The sequence below is a fragment of the Mucilaginibacter sp. cycad4 genome (assembly GCF_034263275.1).
Lineage (GTDB): Bacteria > Bacteroidota > Bacteroidia > Sphingobacteriales > Sphingobacteriaceae > Mucilaginibacter.
This window is the reverse complement of sequence record NZ_CP139559.1, coordinates 5302745-5321218: the sequence shown is the minus strand read 5'-3', so window position 1 is coordinate 5321218 and position 18474 is coordinate 5302745. Positions and strand designations below refer to the sequence as shown.

General features: G+C 40.8%; 15 protein-coding genes. 5 read left to right on the top strand and 10 right to left on the bottom strand.

All coding sequences use genetic code 11. From position 1 onward, the window contains the following. Positions 1-23: 23 nt before the first annotated feature. From SNE26_RS21610 to SNE26_RS21585, 6 genes are all read right to left on the bottom strand, one after another. Positions 24-1313 carry an IS4 family transposase gene (locus SNE26_RS21610; RefSeq protein WP_321555129.1) on the bottom strand — a complete coding sequence of 430 codons (1290 nt, stop codon included), beginning with the start codon at positions 1311-1313 and terminating at the stop codon, positions 24-26. Positions 1314-1571: 258 nt separating this feature from the next. Continuing rightward, complete coding sequence (locus SNE26_RS21605) at positions 1572-2861, bottom strand: IS4 family transposase (RefSeq protein WP_321555129.1); 1290 nt, start codon at positions 2859-2861, stop codon at positions 1572-1574. Positions 2862-3294: 433 nt separating this feature from the next. Then, positions 3295-3885, bottom strand: a complete 591-nt coding sequence (gene ruvC, locus SNE26_RS21600) for a crossover junction endodeoxyribonuclease RuvC (protein WP_321555962.1) — start codon at positions 3883-3885, stop codon at positions 3295-3297. A gap of 19 nt (positions 3886-3904) precedes the next feature. Beyond that, positions 3905-4543, bottom strand: coding sequence for a leucyl/phenylalanyl-tRNA--protein transferase (gene aat, locus SNE26_RS21595; protein WP_321555961.1), 639 nt, complete (start codon positions 4541-4543; stop codon positions 3905-3907). A gap of 11 nt (positions 4544-4554) precedes the next feature. After that, positions 4555-6492, bottom strand: a complete 1938-nt coding sequence (locus SNE26_RS21590) for a DUF3857 and transglutaminase domain-containing protein (RefSeq protein WP_321555960.1) — start codon at positions 6490-6492, stop codon at positions 4555-4557. An 8-nt stretch (positions 6493-6500) separates the two neighbouring features. Further along, positions 6501-8426 carry a DUF3857 domain-containing protein gene (locus tag SNE26_RS21585; RefSeq protein WP_321555959.1) on the bottom strand — a complete coding sequence of 642 codons (1926 nt, stop codon included), beginning with the start codon at positions 8424-8426 and terminating at the stop codon, positions 6501-6503. Positions 8427-8893: 467 nt separating this feature from the next. Here SNE26_RS21585 and hflX point away from each other — a divergent pair, with 467 nt between their 5' ends. After that, positions 8894-10075, top strand: a complete 1182-nt coding sequence (gene hflX, locus SNE26_RS21580) for a GTPase HflX (protein ID WP_321555958.1) — start codon at positions 8894-8896, stop codon at positions 10073-10075. A 70-nt stretch (positions 10076-10145) separates the two neighbouring features. Here the strand turns inward: hflX and SNE26_RS21575 are convergent, their stop codons facing one another. The 4 genes from SNE26_RS21575 to mqnB all read right to left on the bottom strand — a co-directional run bounded on the left by SNE26_RS21575 (position 10146) and on the right by mqnB (position 12454). Beyond that, positions 10146-10595 carry a type II toxin-antitoxin system VapC family toxin gene (locus SNE26_RS21575; RefSeq protein WP_321555957.1) on the bottom strand — a complete coding sequence of 150 codons (450 nt, stop codon included), beginning with the start codon at positions 10593-10595 and terminating at the stop codon, positions 10146-10148. Next, entirely contained in the window at positions 10592-10840 is a 249-nt protein-coding gene (locus SNE26_RS21570) for a hypothetical protein (RefSeq protein ID WP_321555956.1), read from the bottom strand. Before SNE26_RS21570 ends, SNE26_RS21575 begins: the two co-directional genes overlap by 4 nt. 78 nt (positions 10841-10918) lie before the next feature. Then, positions 10919-11821 carry a 1,4-dihydroxy-6-naphthoate synthase gene (locus tag SNE26_RS21565; protein WP_321555955.1) on the bottom strand — a complete coding sequence of 301 codons (903 nt, stop codon included), beginning with the start codon at positions 11819-11821 and terminating at the stop codon, positions 10919-10921. A gap of 12 nt (positions 11822-11833) precedes the next feature. Continuing rightward, entirely contained in the window at positions 11834-12454 is a 621-nt protein-coding gene (gene mqnB, locus SNE26_RS21560) for a futalosine hydrolase (RefSeq protein ID WP_321555954.1), read from the bottom strand. A gap of 75 nt (positions 12455-12529) precedes the next feature. On the opposite strand from mqnB, the gene SNE26_RS21555 reads away from it, so the two are divergent. From SNE26_RS21555 to SNE26_RS21540, 4 genes are all read left to right on the top strand, one after another. After that, the gene (locus SNE26_RS21555) at positions 12530-12946 is read left to right on the top strand and encodes a 6-carboxytetrahydropterin synthase (RefSeq protein ID WP_090534603.1); all 417 of its coding nucleotides are present in this window, start codon (positions 12530-12532) and stop codon (positions 12944-12946) included. A gap of 9 nt (positions 12947-12955) precedes the next feature. Beyond that, the gene (gene folE / locus SNE26_RS21550; RefSeq protein WP_321555953.1) at positions 12956-13597 is read left to right on the top strand and encodes a GTP cyclohydrolase I FolE; all 642 of its coding nucleotides are present in this window, start codon (positions 12956-12958) and stop codon (positions 13595-13597) included. Between the two features lie 122 nt (positions 13598-13719). Further along, positions 13720-14607 (top strand): ACP S-malonyltransferase, encoded by an 888-nt coding sequence (gene fabD, locus SNE26_RS21545; protein WP_321555952.1) that lies wholly within the window; start codon positions 13720-13722, stop codon positions 14605-14607. Between the two features lie 110 nt (positions 14608-14717). Then, positions 14718-18425 (top strand): ATP-binding protein, encoded by a 3708-nt coding sequence (locus SNE26_RS21540; RefSeq protein WP_321555951.1) that lies wholly within the window; start codon positions 14718-14720, stop codon positions 18423-18425. The last annotated feature ends 49 nt before the right edge of the window (positions 18426-18474 follow it).

Here is an 18474-nt window from a genome sequence, read left to right as displayed (position 1 = left end):
AATGTCATTAAGTTAAGTTGGTTTTAGATTGCATCTTTTTGATTTTTAGTTACTTTAGGTCTGATCCTGGCTCTGTATTTACCGGCATGTCTTGGGAACGTTCGATTATTTCTCACCGGGATAGTATGTTTAATAAACAAAGCTTCTAATTCCTGAAATACAGATTCTAAAGGGGCTTGTTTACAAAGCAATTCTAATATCCTGTTTTTTAAGAACCCATAAGAGAGGTTTGTATTTACCTTGTAATCGTATTTTTTGGCTTCATTTTGTATAGACAATTCCGGTTCCAGATCATTTACAATAACCGATTGAAGATTGCTGATAAAAATGGCACAATAAAAATCCTGCAATATGCTCGCTTGTGAGTAACCTGTGAAGTGTTCGACCTTAAGTTTGTTCTTTAATTCATCATAAAAGGTCTCAACTCCCCATCGCATGAAATATAGCTTTTTAAACAGTTTAGCAGGGTATTTAGTACTATCCAACAAAGTTGTTATCAGTACCTCTACTTCTCCGCTCGGAAGGTCAACCCTTAATAAACGCACTTTTAACGGAGTATTTTTATCATAATCCTTATCTTTTAGTGAATGACTTTCTGAGGGATATATTTCCGTAACTACAGATTTCTTACCGCCGGCTACAAAGGTAGTAGCGAACGAAAAATTCGCTACTGTTACCCGTATCAAACAATCAGCCCCCAATTTAACATGCTCATGTATAAAATCGTAAGAAGGGTATCCTCTGTCATATATGATCAGGTCTTTCTTTTTCCATTTTTGGTTATGCCTTAGCGCGAGTTCCCTTTCCCCTTTATTCAAACCATCTAAAGCTGCATCTAAGACTAAGCCATTTAAAACATCGTATAAAACAGATGCTCTTGCTTGTACAACTTCCACTGTGGACTGATTTTTCATTACGCCATAGCACTTTTTTAATTCGGCAGTATAAGGTAAAGTAAGTTTGGTGCTATCAACAACCAGTATCCTAATACCATTTAAATAGTTTGCCGTCTCGTTGTCTGTCGTGTAAAAGTTCTCAATAATCACATTTGAAAGGTGACTGAAAACGGCTGGATCGATCTTTTTCCGGTTCTGAATAAAAGCGCTTGAGGTAAAAGAGCGGGCATTGCCAAAAGAAAAATGCTCATTCAAATAACGTACGAAGCCATCTATTTCAATGGCAAGGCTTCTTCTTAATAAATTGAACATAAATAGCAAAGTTGAACTAAAAGGCTGCTTTCTGTTCCTGGTAAAGTCTTGTTCATTCATCTTAAACTTCAGAGCAAGCTCCTTGCTGAAAATTGTCTCCCTCAATTTTTTCTATGATTAAAAATGAGGTTTTTTTTGCACTTTAACTAATTGATTATGAATTAAATATAGGAAAAATAATCAATTAAATAAAGATAAATAACTGATTATTAGTAACTTATTCGCTAACTTAATGACATTGACCGCAAGCGTCCTCGCTTGTGGCCCGCGTTTAGGTCTGCGATTTGAAAGCCGTTTGCATAGCACAGCATAAAGCCCACAAGCGAGGACGCTTGCGGTCAATGTCATTAAGTTAAGTTGGTTTTAGATTGCATCTTTTTGATTTTTAGTTACTTTAGGTCTGATCCTGGCTCTGTATTTACCGGCATGTCTTGGGAACGTTCGATTATTTCTCACCGGGATAGTATGTTTAATAAACAAAGCTTCTAATTCCTGAAATACAGATTCTAAAGGGGCTTGTTTACAAAGCAATTCTAATATCCTGTTTTTTAAGAACCCATAAGAGAGGTTTGTATTTACCTTGTAATCGTATTTTTTGGCTTCATTTTGTATAGACAATTCCGGTTCCAGATCATTTACAATAACCGATTGAAGATTGCTGATAAAAATGGCACAATAAAAATCCTGCAATATGCTCGCTTGTGAGTAACCTGTGAAGTGTTCGACCTTAAGTTTGTTCTTTAATTCATCATAAAAGGTCTCAACTCCCCATCGCATGAAATATAGCTTTTTAAACAGTTTAGCAGGGTATTTAGTACTATCCAACAAAGTTGTTATCAGTACCTCTACTTCTCCGCTCGGAAGGTCAACCCTTAATAAACGCACTTTTAACGGAGTATTTTTATCATAATCCTTATCTTTTAGTGAATGACTTTCTGAGGGATATATTTCCGTAACTACAGATTTCTTACCGCCGGCTACAAAGGTAGTAGCGAACGAAAAATTCGCTACTGTTACCCGTATCAAACAATCAGCCCCCAATTTAACATGCTCATGTATAAAATCGTAAGAAGGGTATCCTCTGTCATATATGATCAGGTCTTTCTTTTTCCATTTTTGGTTATGCCTTAGCGCGAGTTCCCTTTCCCCTTTATTCAAACCATCTAAAGCTGCATCTAAGACTAAGCCATTTAAAACATCGTATAAAACAGATGCTCTTGCTTGTACAACTTCCACTGTGGACTGATTTTTCATTACGCCATAGCACTTTTTTAATTCGGCAGTATAAGGTAAAGTAAGTTTGGTGCTATCAACAACCAGTATCCTAATACCATTTAAATAGTTTGCCGTCTCGTTGTCTGTCGTGTAAAAGTTCTCAATAATCACATTTGAAAGGTGACTGAAAACGGCTGGATCGATCTTTTTCCGGTTCTGAATAAAAGCGCTTGAGGTAAAAGAGCGGGCATTGCCAAAAGAAAAATGCTCATTCAAATAACGTACGAAGCCATCTATTTCAATGGCAAGGCTTCTTCTTAATAAATTGAACATAAATAGCAAAGTTGAACTAAAAGGCTGCTTTCTGTTCCTGGTAAAGTCTTGTTCATTCATCTTAAACTTCAGAGCAAGCTCCTTGCTGAAAATTGTCTCCCTCAATTTTTCTATGATTAAAAATGAGGTTTTTTTTGCACTTTAACTAATTGATTATGAATTAAATATAGGAAAAATAATCAATTAAATAAAGATAAATAACTGATTATTAGTAACTTATTCGCTAACTTAATGACATTGCGCTTGCGGCAGCAGGTGACCTCAAAATCCGGGTCTCTGAAGAAGAAATGACATGCCCCATCGTCATGCCGAATTTATTTCGGCATCCCACAGGACAGGTAGCCGCTTTGCTTAGCATGGCTGCTTAGCGAGTGGGGTGCTGAAACAAGTTCAGCATGACCTTATTTTTACTATGCATGGGGTAACTTGTTTCAGCATCCCACAAGACGGGTAGGCGATTTGCTTAGCGTGGGGGCTTAGCAAGTGAGGTGTTGAAACAAGTTCCATGACTTAATTATTATTGAACGATGAGGCTATCTCACTTCACAATCCGCCTGGCATTATCCTTTACAAAAGTATCCCAGCCCGAATATGACTTTTTAGAACCTGCCTTACCCGCCCCCGAACCTGTAGGGATCCGTTGAAACGAATGGCAAACAGCCACCGCCAAACCATCGGTAGCATCCAGAAAATCGGGAGTTTCTTTGAATTTAAGCAGACTTTGCAGCATGGCGGCCACCTGCTCTTTAGTAGCATTGCCGTTGCCGGTTATGGACTGTTTAATTTTACGGGGAGCATATTCGGTGATCTCTACATTGCGCGATAATGCGGCGGCTATGGCCATTCCCTGTGCGCGGCCGAGCTTAAGCATCACCTGTATGTTTTTGCCGTAAAAGGGAGCTTCAATAGCCAGGCAATCGGGATTATAGTTATCAATGAGGGCAACGGTTTTTTCGAAGATGCGCTGCAGCTTAAGCATATGATCGTCAGTAGTGGGCATTTTGACCACGCCCATAGCAAGCAGCTCTATTTTAGGACCGGTTTCCTTAAGCAGTCCGTAACCCATAACGGCTGTGCCTGGGTCGATGCCTAAAATGATCCTTTCCTTTAAATTTACTGCCTGTTGCATATGGCCTAAAGGTAACTAATTAAACTAAATTATTTAGCAATACATCCATATATTGCTCCCGGCTTATCATCCGTGCACCCATCGATTCGAGATGACCGGTATGTACCTGGCAATCGATAAGCTTGTAAAGCCCGGTATTGCACAGATAAATGAGCGCAGTTTTTGAAGCGTTGCTAACCCTGCTAAACATACTTTCGCCACAAAAAACACCGCCGACATGTACGCCGTAAAGGCCGCCAACCAGTTCGTCATCCTGCCATACCTCAACAGAGTGGGCATAGCCTTCCCAATGCAGGCGATTGTAAGCGGCAATCATATCGGGCACAATCCAGGTACCGTCCTGCCCCTCGCGCGGAGCGGTTGAACAGGCTGTTATTACATCGTTAAAACAGGTATCGACAGTTACGCTCAATTTGCCTGATCGTAACACCTGCCGCATGGATTTGGAAACTTTTAACTCATCAGGAAATAAAACAAACCGCTCGTGCGGCGAATACCACAGGATCGGCGTATCATCACTATACCAGGGGAAAATGCCGTTTTGATAGGCCAGCAGCAAGCGCTCGGTGCTCAGGTCGCCGCCAACAGCCAAAAGCCCGTCTGGTTCGGCCAGATCGGGCTTTGGAAATATTAAATCTTCGTCGAGCCTGAATATCATCAGGCGCAAATTTATGCTTTACGGCGGATCACCAGCTTTTTATTTTGGGCTTTGGCAATGGCGTCCATATAAACCTGCATCTCGGTGTATTTGGCAGCCGGGATCACATGGTTTTTTAAATTGAATTTGGTGGTGCTTACCACCTGGTTTTTAGCAGCGTCATAAACATATTTAACATCATATGTGCCATAAGTAAACTTGAGGTTCTGATCGGCAGGCAGGGCATCAATTTCAAAACCGGCAGGCAGGTCAATAGTGGTAACGCATGTTTTTAACATAGGGATCTCAAAATAATAATCGCTTTTTCGTTTTTCCTCTGCCGGAAATGTTGATTGCCATAAATCGAATACCCTGGGCTTATAAAACTGTTTGCCGCCTGCCGATATATCACAAAATTTATCATACTCCAAATCAATGTCAACCTCCTTTACGCCATCTTTATCTGTTGATGGTTTAAAGGTGAAAACAGAAGGCTGTTTCATATTTAACATAGTTATCACCCTCGACTTTTGCTCATCTGTTTTTAAATACATTAAACCAAGATAATCGTCTCTGTAATCGCCGGTACTGAGGATCCTGACGTTTGCCTTAGCACCACCATCAGCATCAAGGGTTATATGCACTTCGCTGTTAAACTGGTTGTCAGTATCTGTGCTCCCGGGCGTTTTTACGAGTTTTCCGCCATCTTCGGTAACTAATAATGCATACCTGTTTTCGGTAAATGATCCTAACTTTCCAAAAGCCTGTGTCTGACTTGTGCACTCAAGCCAGGTTGTATCGCTCTTAAGTGGTACACATAATATAATGTGATTGAAAGGGTCATAAGGAAATGAAGGATCTGCGGGTTGCATGTTTGCCCCGGCATTTACTATTGCATAGCATGAAGGAATATTCACTGCCTTGAGCAATGCCGACATGTAATTGGATAAAGCTTTGCAGTCGCCGTATTTTTTCTGATCAACAAAAGTTGCAGGAAAGGGTTTCCAGCCACCAATGCCCAATTGTATGCTCACATAACGTACATTTTGTTGCATGTATTCATATAAAAACTTTACTTTTTCTTTGTCGGTTTTTATATCGGCGGTCATTTTCTTTATTTCTTCAACCCGTTCCGGGCTAAGTGTACATACGTCCGCATTTAACTTTTGCTGCCACTTGCCGTAGTTTTGCCAGGTACTTATATTGCCGGGCACACCATAAAATTCAAAATCGCTGGCTGCAAAATATATCCTCGGCAATACCCGCCATCCCTTTGACCCGGCTTCGTGTTTGAAAGCCTTTAGGTTGGCAACCTTCCACGAATAGCTGTCGGTTTTATCGGCGGTTGTTTTTTGTGGTTTAATATTAGTATTCTTATTTAAGTACCTGAAGCCAGCATCGCTGCTAATGGAAATATGATAGTAGGCATTTTGGACAGATTGTTCGTAATCCTGGTAAGCCCAGCCGCCAAGGTCCATCAGGCTTCTGACATCCAAATCATAAATAAACTCAACAGTTGTTGGATAGGAGGCAATGGTATGACTTATGGAGAGTGACCTATCGTCGGTTGCCATAGTTTCATTGCTCACAGCCAGCCTGTCATACATATCGCTTTTATGATATTTTTTTATGAGGGTACCATCTGCACCATATACCCGCATTTCAAATGAATTTACCAGGCTATACTTTCTATTATACTGTAAAGCCATTTCGGCTTCGTCGTTCCCTTTTTCATTTAAAATGGTAACAATAGTATGGAAGTGCTCTTCCGCTTTGCCCGGGCCTATAAAATTATCATCCTCCATACTGTAGCGTACTACGGAGTTTGCATCCTCTTTCAATGAATCGGGGATGGTTGAGGCTATATAAAGCTCTTTGGGGATATTTTTATCCTGGCCGTAGCTTTTGATTGCTAAAACAAACAGGGCTGCCGCAATAAGCAGCAGCCTGTTAAAATATTTACTGATCATATTATTCACTATGACTTTTTAAGTACTATCTGCTCATTGATCATTTCGTACATTTTTTTACAGAATTCATGAAAATCAGCATACTCTTCTTTAAAGTATATTGTTTTTTTGTGGTCGATGTTAAGACGTACCATGATCTGGCCATCTTGCTCGGCCACCATGCGTTTAAAAACAATTGAATTATCAGGAGTGGCCATACTTACACTTTTAGGTAGGGCATCAACTTTATAACCCGCAGGCAGTTTAAAAATGCCTGTTATTGCATAATTGTCGCGATAGCCAAAGTTGATATCAGTAGTACGGTTTTCATTTAAAAACGGGTTCTTTTTAAGATCGGTAAACAGGTTTGAATTAAAATAGATGTAATTATCATCTGAGCCCGTAAGGTCGAGATTGAAATTGATATTCTGGCGTAAGGGAAGGGTATCGATATCTATATCTTCAATTTTTAGCGATGATATTTTAAGACTGTTATTATTACTGCACAGGTTTTCAATGTATTTTTTCTCACCGTCGGTTTTATAATCTCTTACAACATTGATCCTGTTATAGGCGAAGCTGCTGATATCGGCGCTGCCGGCCATCTTGCCATCAGGCTTAATTTCGGCGTTAATCAAAACTACCTGCCTTACCGGATCGGTGTTTTGTAAAAACGTCATGTCGTAAACGTTATCAGCTTTGTTTATTAAAAAGCCGAATGAATTAAGATAGGTGTAAGGAATCTGGTTGTAAAGGTTGTATTTACTTGTTGCATCAAGCACATAGTGTTTTGCACTGTCGACAGGTATATAGGCCACCGTGTTGTTAAACTGGTAAGAGTTTGGGTAAGCCGGGTTTATGCGGCCATGCTTACGGGTACTAACCATCATTGGATATACCTTTAAGCCTGCTTTTTGAAGTAAATGATAAAGGATAAGATTTACTTCTGTCGAGTTACCGGTTTTCTTTTCCCATGCCTTAACAGTACCATCGTTGGTTGTTTTATCATATGACTCATCCCATTTCATGGTGTTTTTAACCTGGTTGAAAATGTAAGCTATTTTTTCGTCGTCGGTTTTGAAAGTTTTTGCTTTGGCAATAATAGTTTCCTCGCCTGCGAGTTTACGGTTAAACTGCTCGCCAAAATCTTCCCATTTAACAACGTTTTCGCCAACTTTTGTCCATGTGTCTGAGAAACTATGCATAAAAGTTCCGCGAACACTTAACAGTTGGAAAAGGATCCGTTCTGAATTATCATTAATAGCATCCATGTATGGCTCCTCCTTTACCGAAGGAATGTTAGCCATTGCCTGGGTATGTGTATTGCTGCCCGAAGTTTTATCAACTACCAGCGGATAGTGAAGGTTTACCAGGTTTTTGTAAGTAAGAATATCGGGAATATTGGTATTAAGTTCGCTGTAGCGCGTCGGCAATTCGTCCTGAAAATACCAGTCAGGAAAATCAACAATGTTGTTAATGGTATGCCTGTATTTATACTCAATAATACTGCCTGGTTTTACGTTAGGGAACGAAAAAACGATTGCCGAGCGGTTTTTATCTACAGTTTGTGTAAAGATCTGTTTTTTATCGACTTTGATGGGCGTGGCAACTCCATTTTCAAGGTTAATGGTTTCGGCCTGTAAGCCTGTTATAAATTCGGAATGGCTGGCACTGATATAAGATAATCGAATATTGGCTTCATCTTTCCCATTGTCGTTAAATATTTTAATACGCCTGTGCCTTTCAAATATGATGTTGTATTGTGTATCGAAATACACCTCGCCTTTATCAAAAAGAATTTCAGCATTGGCGTCTTTTTCAAAATCGCAGGCTTTCATTTCAAGGTCGGCTTTGTCAACCTTGCCAAAAGCCTGGGCGGTTGGGATAGCAGGAGCTTGTGCTTTTGCAGCAGTTGCAAGGGCTCCTAAAGCAATAAGGGTTAGTAACTTATTCATTTAAATTAATTGTAAGGGTTTAAATTATAGTATAATTGGTTTGAGCTTAAACTAATTGGATATTAAGAATTAATGCTTGTATGTGCAGGCAGTTGTTTATATGAGCTTAATTCAGGAGATCCATCCGGCTCAAAATGGACAGTAATCTTTCCGTGACTGATAAGTTCAGTTTATAAAATCGAAAAATCGGGGGATGCGTTTTGGCTTTTGGTACTTGAGCCGGTAACGTAAATAGGGCTGATCTACACAGCATTAAAGGCCTGTTCATCGTGATGAGGTTTAATCAAATCAAAAATAACAATTAACATAATATATAAAAGCAAATTTTTTTAGCCATTTTTTTTGCTAAAATGTAATCCATGTCACTAATTGACCTTCACCATGTTATTTTGACATTAAAATTTTATTTCACAGCCCCGTTTACGTACATTTATTCAATTGGCATTTGGATTGATATATTGTAATTAATGAAGCAAAAATTTTATGATACTGCTGTGAAGCAGGAAAAAGCTGTACTTGTTGGTGTAATAACCCCCAACGAAACCGACGAGATTGAAAAAGAGCACCTGGAAGAGCTGGAGTTTCTGGCCAGCACCGCGGGAGCGTTGACGGTAACTCACTTCACTCAAAAGCTGCAGCGCCCGGACAGGGCAACCTTTGTTGGCTCCGGTAAACTGGAAGACATTAAAGCATACGTTAAAGAAGAAGAAATTGATATAGTTATTTTTGATGATGGCCTTTCGCCGTCGCAACTGCGTAATATTGAGAACGAACTACAGGTAAAGATCCTTGACCGTAACAACCTGATCCTGGATATTTTTGCAAGCCGCGCACAAACAGCCCAGGCCAAAACCCAGGTTGAACTGGCGCAATTGCAATACCTGTTGCCCCGCCTTACCCGCCTCTGGACCCACTTAGAGCGTCAGAAAGGTGGTATCGGTATGCGTGGCCCGGGTGAGTCGCAAATTGAGACCGACCGCCGTTTGATCCTGAATAAGATCTCGCTGCTAAAGGAAAAGCTGAGGCAGATAGATAAGCAGAACGAAACCCAGCGCAAAAACCGTCATCAACTGGTGCGTACTGCCTTGGTTGGGTATACCAACGTGGGTAAGTCTACGATCATGAACATGATTGCCAAATCGGAAGTATTTGCCGAGAATAAGCTGTTCGCTACTTTAGATACCACCGTAAGGAAAGTTGTGATCGAGAACCTACCTTTCCTGATGTCGGATACGGTAGGTTTTATCCGTAAGCTGCCGCACCATTTGGTTGAGTGTTTTAAATCAACCCTTGATGAAACCCGTGAGGCAGATATCCTGATCCATGTGGTTGATATTTCGCACCCTAATTTTGAAGATCAGATCCGTACGGTTAACGAAACCCTGAAAGATATCGGCGCTATTGATAAACGCATTATTACTGTATTTAACAAAATAGATGCCTTTAAACCCGAAGATCACCAAGTGTCGCAAGAAGAACCACTAACACTGGAAGACTTTAAACAAAGCTGGATGGCTAAGAACAACGCACCTGCCATATTTATCTCAGCAACGAAAAAAGAAAATGTGGATGAGTTTAGAGCTTTGTTATATGACGAGGTGAAAGCCATACATACCGAGAGGTACCCGTATGATCAGTTGTTGTATTGATAGTTGATCGGGAGATAAAATAAGAAAAGGACGTATTTTTGAAGTGTGTCCTTTTTATTTTATACAAGATTTATACAAGAGTTTCCGGCGTAATGCGTTTTACTTCCATGAAAACCAGGTGAAGGTGATCGAAATCTTTATCAGTGGTTACGAGTGTTAATCCAAGAAGAGCAGCTGTCGATGCTATCCATAGATCATTTTTACCCATATTGCGCGGGGTAGCAAAGCCATATTCTTGAAAGGACGGGTTGCGGCGTTGGGAGTAGGCATCGATTTGTGAGTAAGAATTAACAAGCGTTTGTGTTGCCTCTACTTGATAGCATTCATCTATTATTGGTTGAATAAAGTCCCATTTTTCTTTTGCCCAATTGTTTTGAAGTGCAATAGACCGTAATTCGGCAATAGTAACAACAGAAACATATAATTTTCGGTTATCTGGGTTGATGACCGTACTTAAAAGTTTCAGTTTGGGATATCTTGATATAAAAATGAAAATGTTGGTATCAAGCAATAAATTCATCTTTTCTCTCTCAAAATTTCAAGTGCGGCTTTGACATCTTCATCGGTTAAAAAGCCATCATCGGGCAAAGCCTCAAGGACCTTTTCGATATTCTCCGGATTTTTACCCATCTTGTTCGCAAAGGCTGTGGCACCGCCAGCGGCCAAAATCTCTTCTACTGAATATGATTTAGGAATTGGTGGCATATATGGAGTTTTGAGTTCCTCTATTTTAATTTTTGTTGTCTTCATTTTCAATCCTCCCATCTATACAAATATAACTAAAACAAGCATAATATTTATCACGGCCATCTCATACATCAGTATCATATTCAACGTCAGTGATTAATCAGTCAAAAATATCCCATCCTTTATCTCCGGTATAATCCCTTTCTCCAAAGCGGTATCAAACATCAGGTTGATAGCTTTACGGCCTTCTTCGCCCAACTCAACCGAGTATTGGTTTACATAAAGCTCAATGTGTTTATACATTACTTCCTCACTCATTTCCTGGGCATGTTGTTTAATAAACGCTAAGCCCGATTTTGGATTGGCAAAAGCAAACTCAACCGACTTGCGCAGCACCCGGTTTATTTTATGCTGAATATCCAATGGTAAATTGCGGTTAGCTACAATACCACCCAGCGGAATGGCGCAGCCGGTACGTTTTTCCCAGTAGTCACCAAGGTCGATTAATTTGGCCAGTCCCCTGTCCTGATAAGTAAATCTGTTTTCGTGGATAATCAATCCAAAATCAATGGTTCCGTTTAGTACAGAGTTTTCTATTTCAGAAAAAACAATTTCTGTTTTGTTATTTGCTTCCGGAAATGCGAGGCTTAGTAAGAAATTGGCGGTCGTATATTTTCCAGGAATCCCAATTTTGGATTTAGAAACAATAGGCACTAAATCAACCTTTTCACTTGTGCCCGATTCTCCCTTGAATATTTCTTTATCCTCATCATTCACAAAACGCGTTATTGGCGGGTTGAAAATAAGCATAGGCCCTACGCCAAAACCCAGCGCGCTGCCCGAGTCGAGCAGCACATATTTATCGGTTACATAGGCAAAGGCGTGGTAGCTTAGTTTGGTAATATCCAGTTCACCACGAAAAGCTTTTTGGTTAAGCGTTTCCACATCATCGTAAAATACTTCAAACTCCAGGCCTTCGGTGTCAATTTTATGGTGAATGAGGGCATCAAAAATAAAAGTATCGTTAGGGCAGGGCGAAAATCCGAGCGTAAGTTTCATGGCGAAGATAGATTATGTATTAATGATCTGGCTAACCAGGTCGATGGCAAATGTATTTAGATTTTTAATGGCCAGCCCAATATTCCAGGCTTCGCGGTTACGTTTTTCAACATAATTTGACACAGCCCTGATCTGTATGCCCGGAACATTCATCTGCCGGCAGGCGTAAAAAAAGGCCGCGCCTTCCATGCTTTCCAGCTGCGGGTATAACCGTTGCTGTACTTTTTGGATGGATGGCTCGTGGCCATGCACCGTATTAACGGTTATAGCCTTTGCCTTTTTCAGAAAAAAGTTTGGGTAAACCTGCTCAAGCGATGTTGTGGGGATAAAAGTGCTTTCGCCAAAACCAAGGCTATCGATAGGGATAAATGCTTCATCGTCCTGTGCGCCAAGTTCGGCAAAGGTATCTTCGGTAATTTCCAGTACCTCGCCTAAATTAAAGCTGCGGTCGAAACTGCCTGCTATGCCAAGATTGACCACAAGATCATAGGTATGGTGGCTCAATTGCCGGGCCATGCCAAAGGCTGTTGGTACCATGCCCGCACCTGTTATGAGTACATCAACCTTATTGCCCAATTGGTTTACGAGAGGGGCAACCTCAAATTTGGTGGCTGCAACAATGAGTATAAGCATATTGCATTATTTTGACGGCTAATATAAAACAACTACCCTGTTTTTGTTTTGTATATTTGCACCCAATTTGTTATGATGATACATATAACGCGCAAGGAACATTTTAATGCCGCTCACCGGATGTACCGTGAGGAATGGAGCGCTGAAAAAAACTTTGAGGTGTTTGGCAAATGTGCCAACCCCAACTGGCATGGTCACAATTACAACCTGTTTGTAACTGTAAAAGGAGAGGTCACGCACGCTACCGGCTATCTTATCGATTTAAAAGAGCTTAAGATAATTATCAACGAATATGTAATTGAAAAGCTCGATCATAAAAACATCAACAAAGATGTTGATTTTATGGCCGGCAAAATGGCGTCGACCGAATTGCTCTGTATTGAGATTTTTAACCAGTTAAAAGGACCTATCGAAGCTTATGAGGGTGTGTTTTTACATTCGGTTAAGCTGTATGAAACCGAAAATAATTCTGCCGAGTATTTTGGCGGTTAATTTTATAAGATGAGCGATTCACAATTTAGCCAGGATACCGACGATGACGATTTCGGCGGATATATTAAAATAGATCGTTACAACCAGGAACGGATTGATAGTTTAAAGGATAACTACCACAACGTATTAAAGCAAATAGGCGAAGATGCCGAACGCGAAGGTTTGTTAAAAACCCCCGAGCGTGTGGCCAAAGCTATGCTTTATTTAACCCACGGTTACGAGCTTAATGCCGAAGAGATCCTGAACTCGGCCAAATTCAGGGAAGATTACAGCCAGATGGTGGTGGTAAAAGACATTGAAGTTTATTCGATGTGCGAGCACCATATGCTGCCATTTTTTGGCAAGGCGCACGTGGCCTACATCCCCAACGGGCATGTGGTTGGTTTAAGCAAGATCCCCCGTGTGGTTGATGTATTTGCCCGCCGTTTGCAGGTTCAGGAACGTTTAACCAACGAAATTCGCGATTGTATTCAGCAAACACTGAACCCTGTAGGCGTTGGCGTGGTAATTGAATGCCGCCACCTGTGTATGAGCATGCGGGGAGTACAAAAACAAAACTCGGTAACAACAACATCTGCCTTTACCGGCGAGTTCCTGAAAGAAAAAACAAGGACGGAGTTTTTGAATTTGATAAGTTCTAAGTTGAGTTAAGTGGTGAATGGTTGATTGGGTGAGTAGTTGGTTATGTGGATTGTTTTATCATGACCTGCTAATCAACCACTCACTTAATCAACCCAATCAACCACTCACTTAATCACCAATAAACTAAAACAATGAAAGCATATATTTTCCCGGGCCAGGGTGCCCAGTTTCCGGGTATGGGCAAGGACCTGTACGACCAGTCAGAAAAAGCACGTGAGCTGTTTGAAAAAGCTAACGGGATATTGGGTTTCCGCATTACTGATGTAATGTTTGAAGGCACTGCCGATGACCTGGTGCAAACCAGCGTTACACAGCCTGCTATTTACTTACACTCCACCATTTTAGCTACAGTTTTGGATGACGATTTTCAGCCCGAAATGGTTGCCGGTCATTCATTGGGCGAATTTTCGGCCCTGGTAGCCGCAGGCGCGTTATCGTTTGAGGATGGTTTGCGTTTGGTTGCAGCGCGTGCCAACGCCATGCAAAAAGCTTGTGAAATACAGCCATCAACCATGGCCGCTATTTTAGGACTTGATGATTTTACTGTGGAGGATATTTGCCAGCGGATAAGTGAGGTTGTTGTGCCCGCAAACTACAACTGTCCCGGCCAGCTGGTGATATCGGGCTCCATTGCCGGTATTGACGAGGCTTGTATTAAAATGACCGAAGCTGGTGCTAAACGTGCCCTGAAACTTAAAGTTGGCGGTGCATTCCATTCGCCGTTAATGGAAGCCGCGAGGGTTGAACTGGAAGCTGCCATTGTTGCAACGGAAATCAAAGCGCCGGTATGCCCGATCTATCAAAACATTGATGCCAAACCGTATACCGACCCTGAGCTGATTAAACACAACCTGATTGCCCAGCTTACCGGTGCCGTGAGGTGGACACAAACCGTAATGTACATGTTTGAAGATGGCGCCACATCATTTACCGAGGTGGGGCCTGGCAACGTACTGCAGGGCCTTGTTAAAAAGGTTGATAAAACCGTTGTAACTGCAAGCGCCGCGTTACCGCAATAATTTTTAAAAGCCACATACAACATGTGGCTTTTATTTTTGTTATAGGCTTGTATTAAACAAAAAATCCATAGTATAGCAACATCTTGACTACTTCCGGAAAAATACGCCTATTGCTTGCTCTTTTAGGGCTTAGTTTGCTGCTTACGGCCATTATTGTTCAAAAAACATATACGCCTGTAAACAGCCTTGTGCAGTCTGCCCGGATACTGGAAAATAACCTCCATAACAAGGAAGCCTTTATAAATAAGCAGCTTAACGGCACCGGGCGCTTTAAAAAGATGATGAACCTGCGCAATAATGAGCAGGATGCTATTAATGCTATTGAAGATTTTACCACCCAAAACAACATTTGGTTTATAACCCTAACCAATAATAAATTAAGCTTTTGGAGTGGTATAAAAGTATTGCCCGATAGTACCAATACCATTAAAGACGGCTATTCCTTTATTCAGCAGCCTAATGGGTATTATGAAACGTTCCGGAAAACGGAGGGAAGCTTTTCCGTTATCTTCTTTATCCCGGTAAAGATCAATTATGCATTCCAGAACAAATACCTCCAGAACAAATTTGCCAAAGATCTTCTCGACGATGATAACATTGACATAGCCGATTTTACAGACATCAACGTTTACGAGGTTCATAGCAGCGATAATGATTACCTGTTTTCGGTAAAGCTTAAAAATAATGGCACCAATAATGATTTTGTTTATTATGAACTTTCATTCTGGATCCTGACAGCAATTACGCTTTGTGTCCTGATGCATAATATTTGCAATTACATAGCATCAAAAGGGTATGTGGTATTGTCCATCATAACCCTCGCTTTATACATTGTTTTGTTCAGGTTTGTTAACCTGCATTATAACCTGCCCGATTTTACCTATAAGCTCAGTATTTTCAATCCCGCATTTTATGGCTCAAGCCTGGTTTATCCTTCGCTGGGCGATTTTTGTATCAATATCCTGGTTATCTTTTGGTTTGTAACCTATGTGTACAGGCAGCGCCGCAGGTTTTTGAATAATGTGCAAAACAAAACTGCCGGCTATGTTATCGTGGTTGTTGCTGTTTTAACACTTATAGCGGTATCAACATCATTATTGCGTTTGTTTTATGGCCTGGTTATCAACTCAAAAATCAATTTTGATGTAAATAATGTACTCAGTTTAACAGGGTTCAGCATCCTGGGCGTATTAATGCTGTGCTTTAGCTTTTTGATATTTTACCTGCTTAATGAAATCATTTTAACCATATGCCTCAAGCTTAACGTACCCCGAACGCACCAGTTATTCCTGCTTTTATCCGGAATTATCATAACAACTGTTGTATTTACCTATTTCCATGAGTTTACGCTGTTTTACATATTGTGGTCGCTGCTGGTATTGATAAGGGCCTATAATTTCATTTACTATAAAGAGCAGCTTTTCGCTACTTCGTTTTTAGGTATCGTATTTATTTGCGCCCTGATAGGGGCCATTAAGCTTAACCATTTTGAAGATCTGAAAGAGCACGAAACCCGGAAAGCCCTGGTACAAAAGCTGGAGATCCCGGACGATGCCACGGCCGACTACATTTTTAAAAAGATAGAAAATCAAATTATAACTGATACTGCCATAGTACGCTATTTTACCAATGGCCTGCACAACGGCGATTATCTTAAAACCCGTTTCCAAAAACTTTATTTTGATGGGTACCTGTCAAAGTACGAGTTTAAAGTTCATGAATTTGATGCCAATGAAGAACCGACATCGGCAGATAAAAACTACTCGCTGAGTGTGTTTAAAGACCTTGTACTATATAGCTCATTTAAGGTATCCGACTATTTTTACCGCGAAAACGAATCATTCGGATACCAGAATTACTTTGCCATATTACCTGTAAATACCAGTAACAAGCAATTGGGCACTATTGTAATTGAGCTTAAATCAAAACCGCTGCAATTATCAGGTGCTTTCCCCGAATTGCTTATTGACGGTAACATAAGCCCGGAAAATGATTTTAAAGATTACTCATACGCTTTTTACAGTGATAACAAACTGCTGAGCCAGCGCGGCACCTATGTTTACTCGCTTGATAACAGGGAGTTTAAAGGCGATCTGAAAAAATACACCGAAAAAACCACTCAGAACCATAGCACTGCCTGGTATGAAAGCTTTACAACATACAATCACCTGATATACAAACCCAGCGAAAGAAACCTGATTGTTGTTAGCAGGGAGGAAAACTCACTTTACTATGCGGTTACTTCGCTTACCTTCTTTTTGGTGGTCATATTGATATTCAGCGCGGTTATCATCACTTTAAAATGGTCATGGGCCCGCATCAAGATCTTTAACATAGCCGAAGACGGGCTAAAGATAAACTTCAGGATAAATTTTGATAAGGTATTGTATAAAACCCGCATCCAGATCTCGATGATACTGGCCGTAGTGGTTACCCTGGTGCTTGTTGGTTTTATTACTTTTTTATCAATCAGTAACCAGTACTATACCCAGCAGGAAAAAATGATCAGGGATAAAATAACCCGTATAGCATCGGCATTTGAAAACGGCCTTTTTACCCAGTATGTTGAGCATATAAACGAAGAAAGCCAGGTTCATTTTAATGAGCTGGCCAATACTTATGCAACCGACCTTACTTTGTTTGATACCAATGGCGTTCCTTTGCTAACCACCCAGCCCAAAATTTATGAAAACGGCCTGGTTGCAAAACGGATGAACGCACGGGCCTTCATCTTCTTGAGCAAACTGCAAAAAACCGAATTTGTAAACGACGAAAAAATTGGCGAACTGAACTATAAAGCGGCCTATGCCCCGGTAACCCTTACTGCATCAAATAAAACGGTTGCCTACATCCAGTTGCCTTACTTTAGTAATGAAACCGACTACCGCGAGCGCATAAGCTCCCTGCTTAATGTAATGATAAACGTTTACGCTATTGTTTTTATAGCAATAGGCTTGTTTGCCATAATTATAGCAAGGCAGATAACCGCACCGTTAAACTTTATACAACAAAGCCTCAGCAAAACCATCTACGGTAAAAAGAACGAACATATTAAATGGTCGCGCGATGATGAAATCGGAGCATTGGTTAAAGAGTATAACAAAATGATATCGGCGCTGGAAAACAGTGCCCAGCGGCTGGCGCAATCCGAACGCGAAAGCGCATGGCGCGAAATGGCCAAGCAGGTTGCCCATGAAATTAAAAACCCGCTGACTCCGTTAAAGCTGGGCTTGCAGCTGCTTGATAAATCATGGAAGGATAAAGACCCTAAGTTTGATCAGAAATTTGAACGTTTCAGCAAATCATTTGTTGAGCAGATTGAAAGCCTGTCGTCAATAGCTTCGGAATTTTCGGCATTTGCCAAGATGCCGGATACCCGTATTGAGCAGATCAATATTTTTGATATGCTGAACCAGGCTGTTACCATTTTTAAACAAATGGATAACGTGCATATCACGTACCTGCAACCGGAAAATTCGTTCATTATCAATGCCGACCGCGACCAGCTATTGCGCTGTTTCAATAACCTGTTAAAAAATGCTATTGAAGCCACCCCTCACGACAGGAAATGTGTCATAGGCATCAATTACCTGGTAACCAGCAAAAATATCCTGCTTACCATTAAAGATAACGGTAACGGGATCCCGGAAGAGATGCGTGAAAAGATCTTTGAGCCAAATTTTACCACCAAAAGTTCCGGGACGGGTTTAGGCCTGGCATTCATCAAAAACTCTATTGAAAATGCCAATGGCAAAATCTGGTTTGAAACCACTATGGGGACAGGTACCACGTTTTACCTAAGTTTACCGGCTGCTTAATTTATTAAACCGCTTTACCGTCAATATTATTGCCTTAATCGATTGCCCT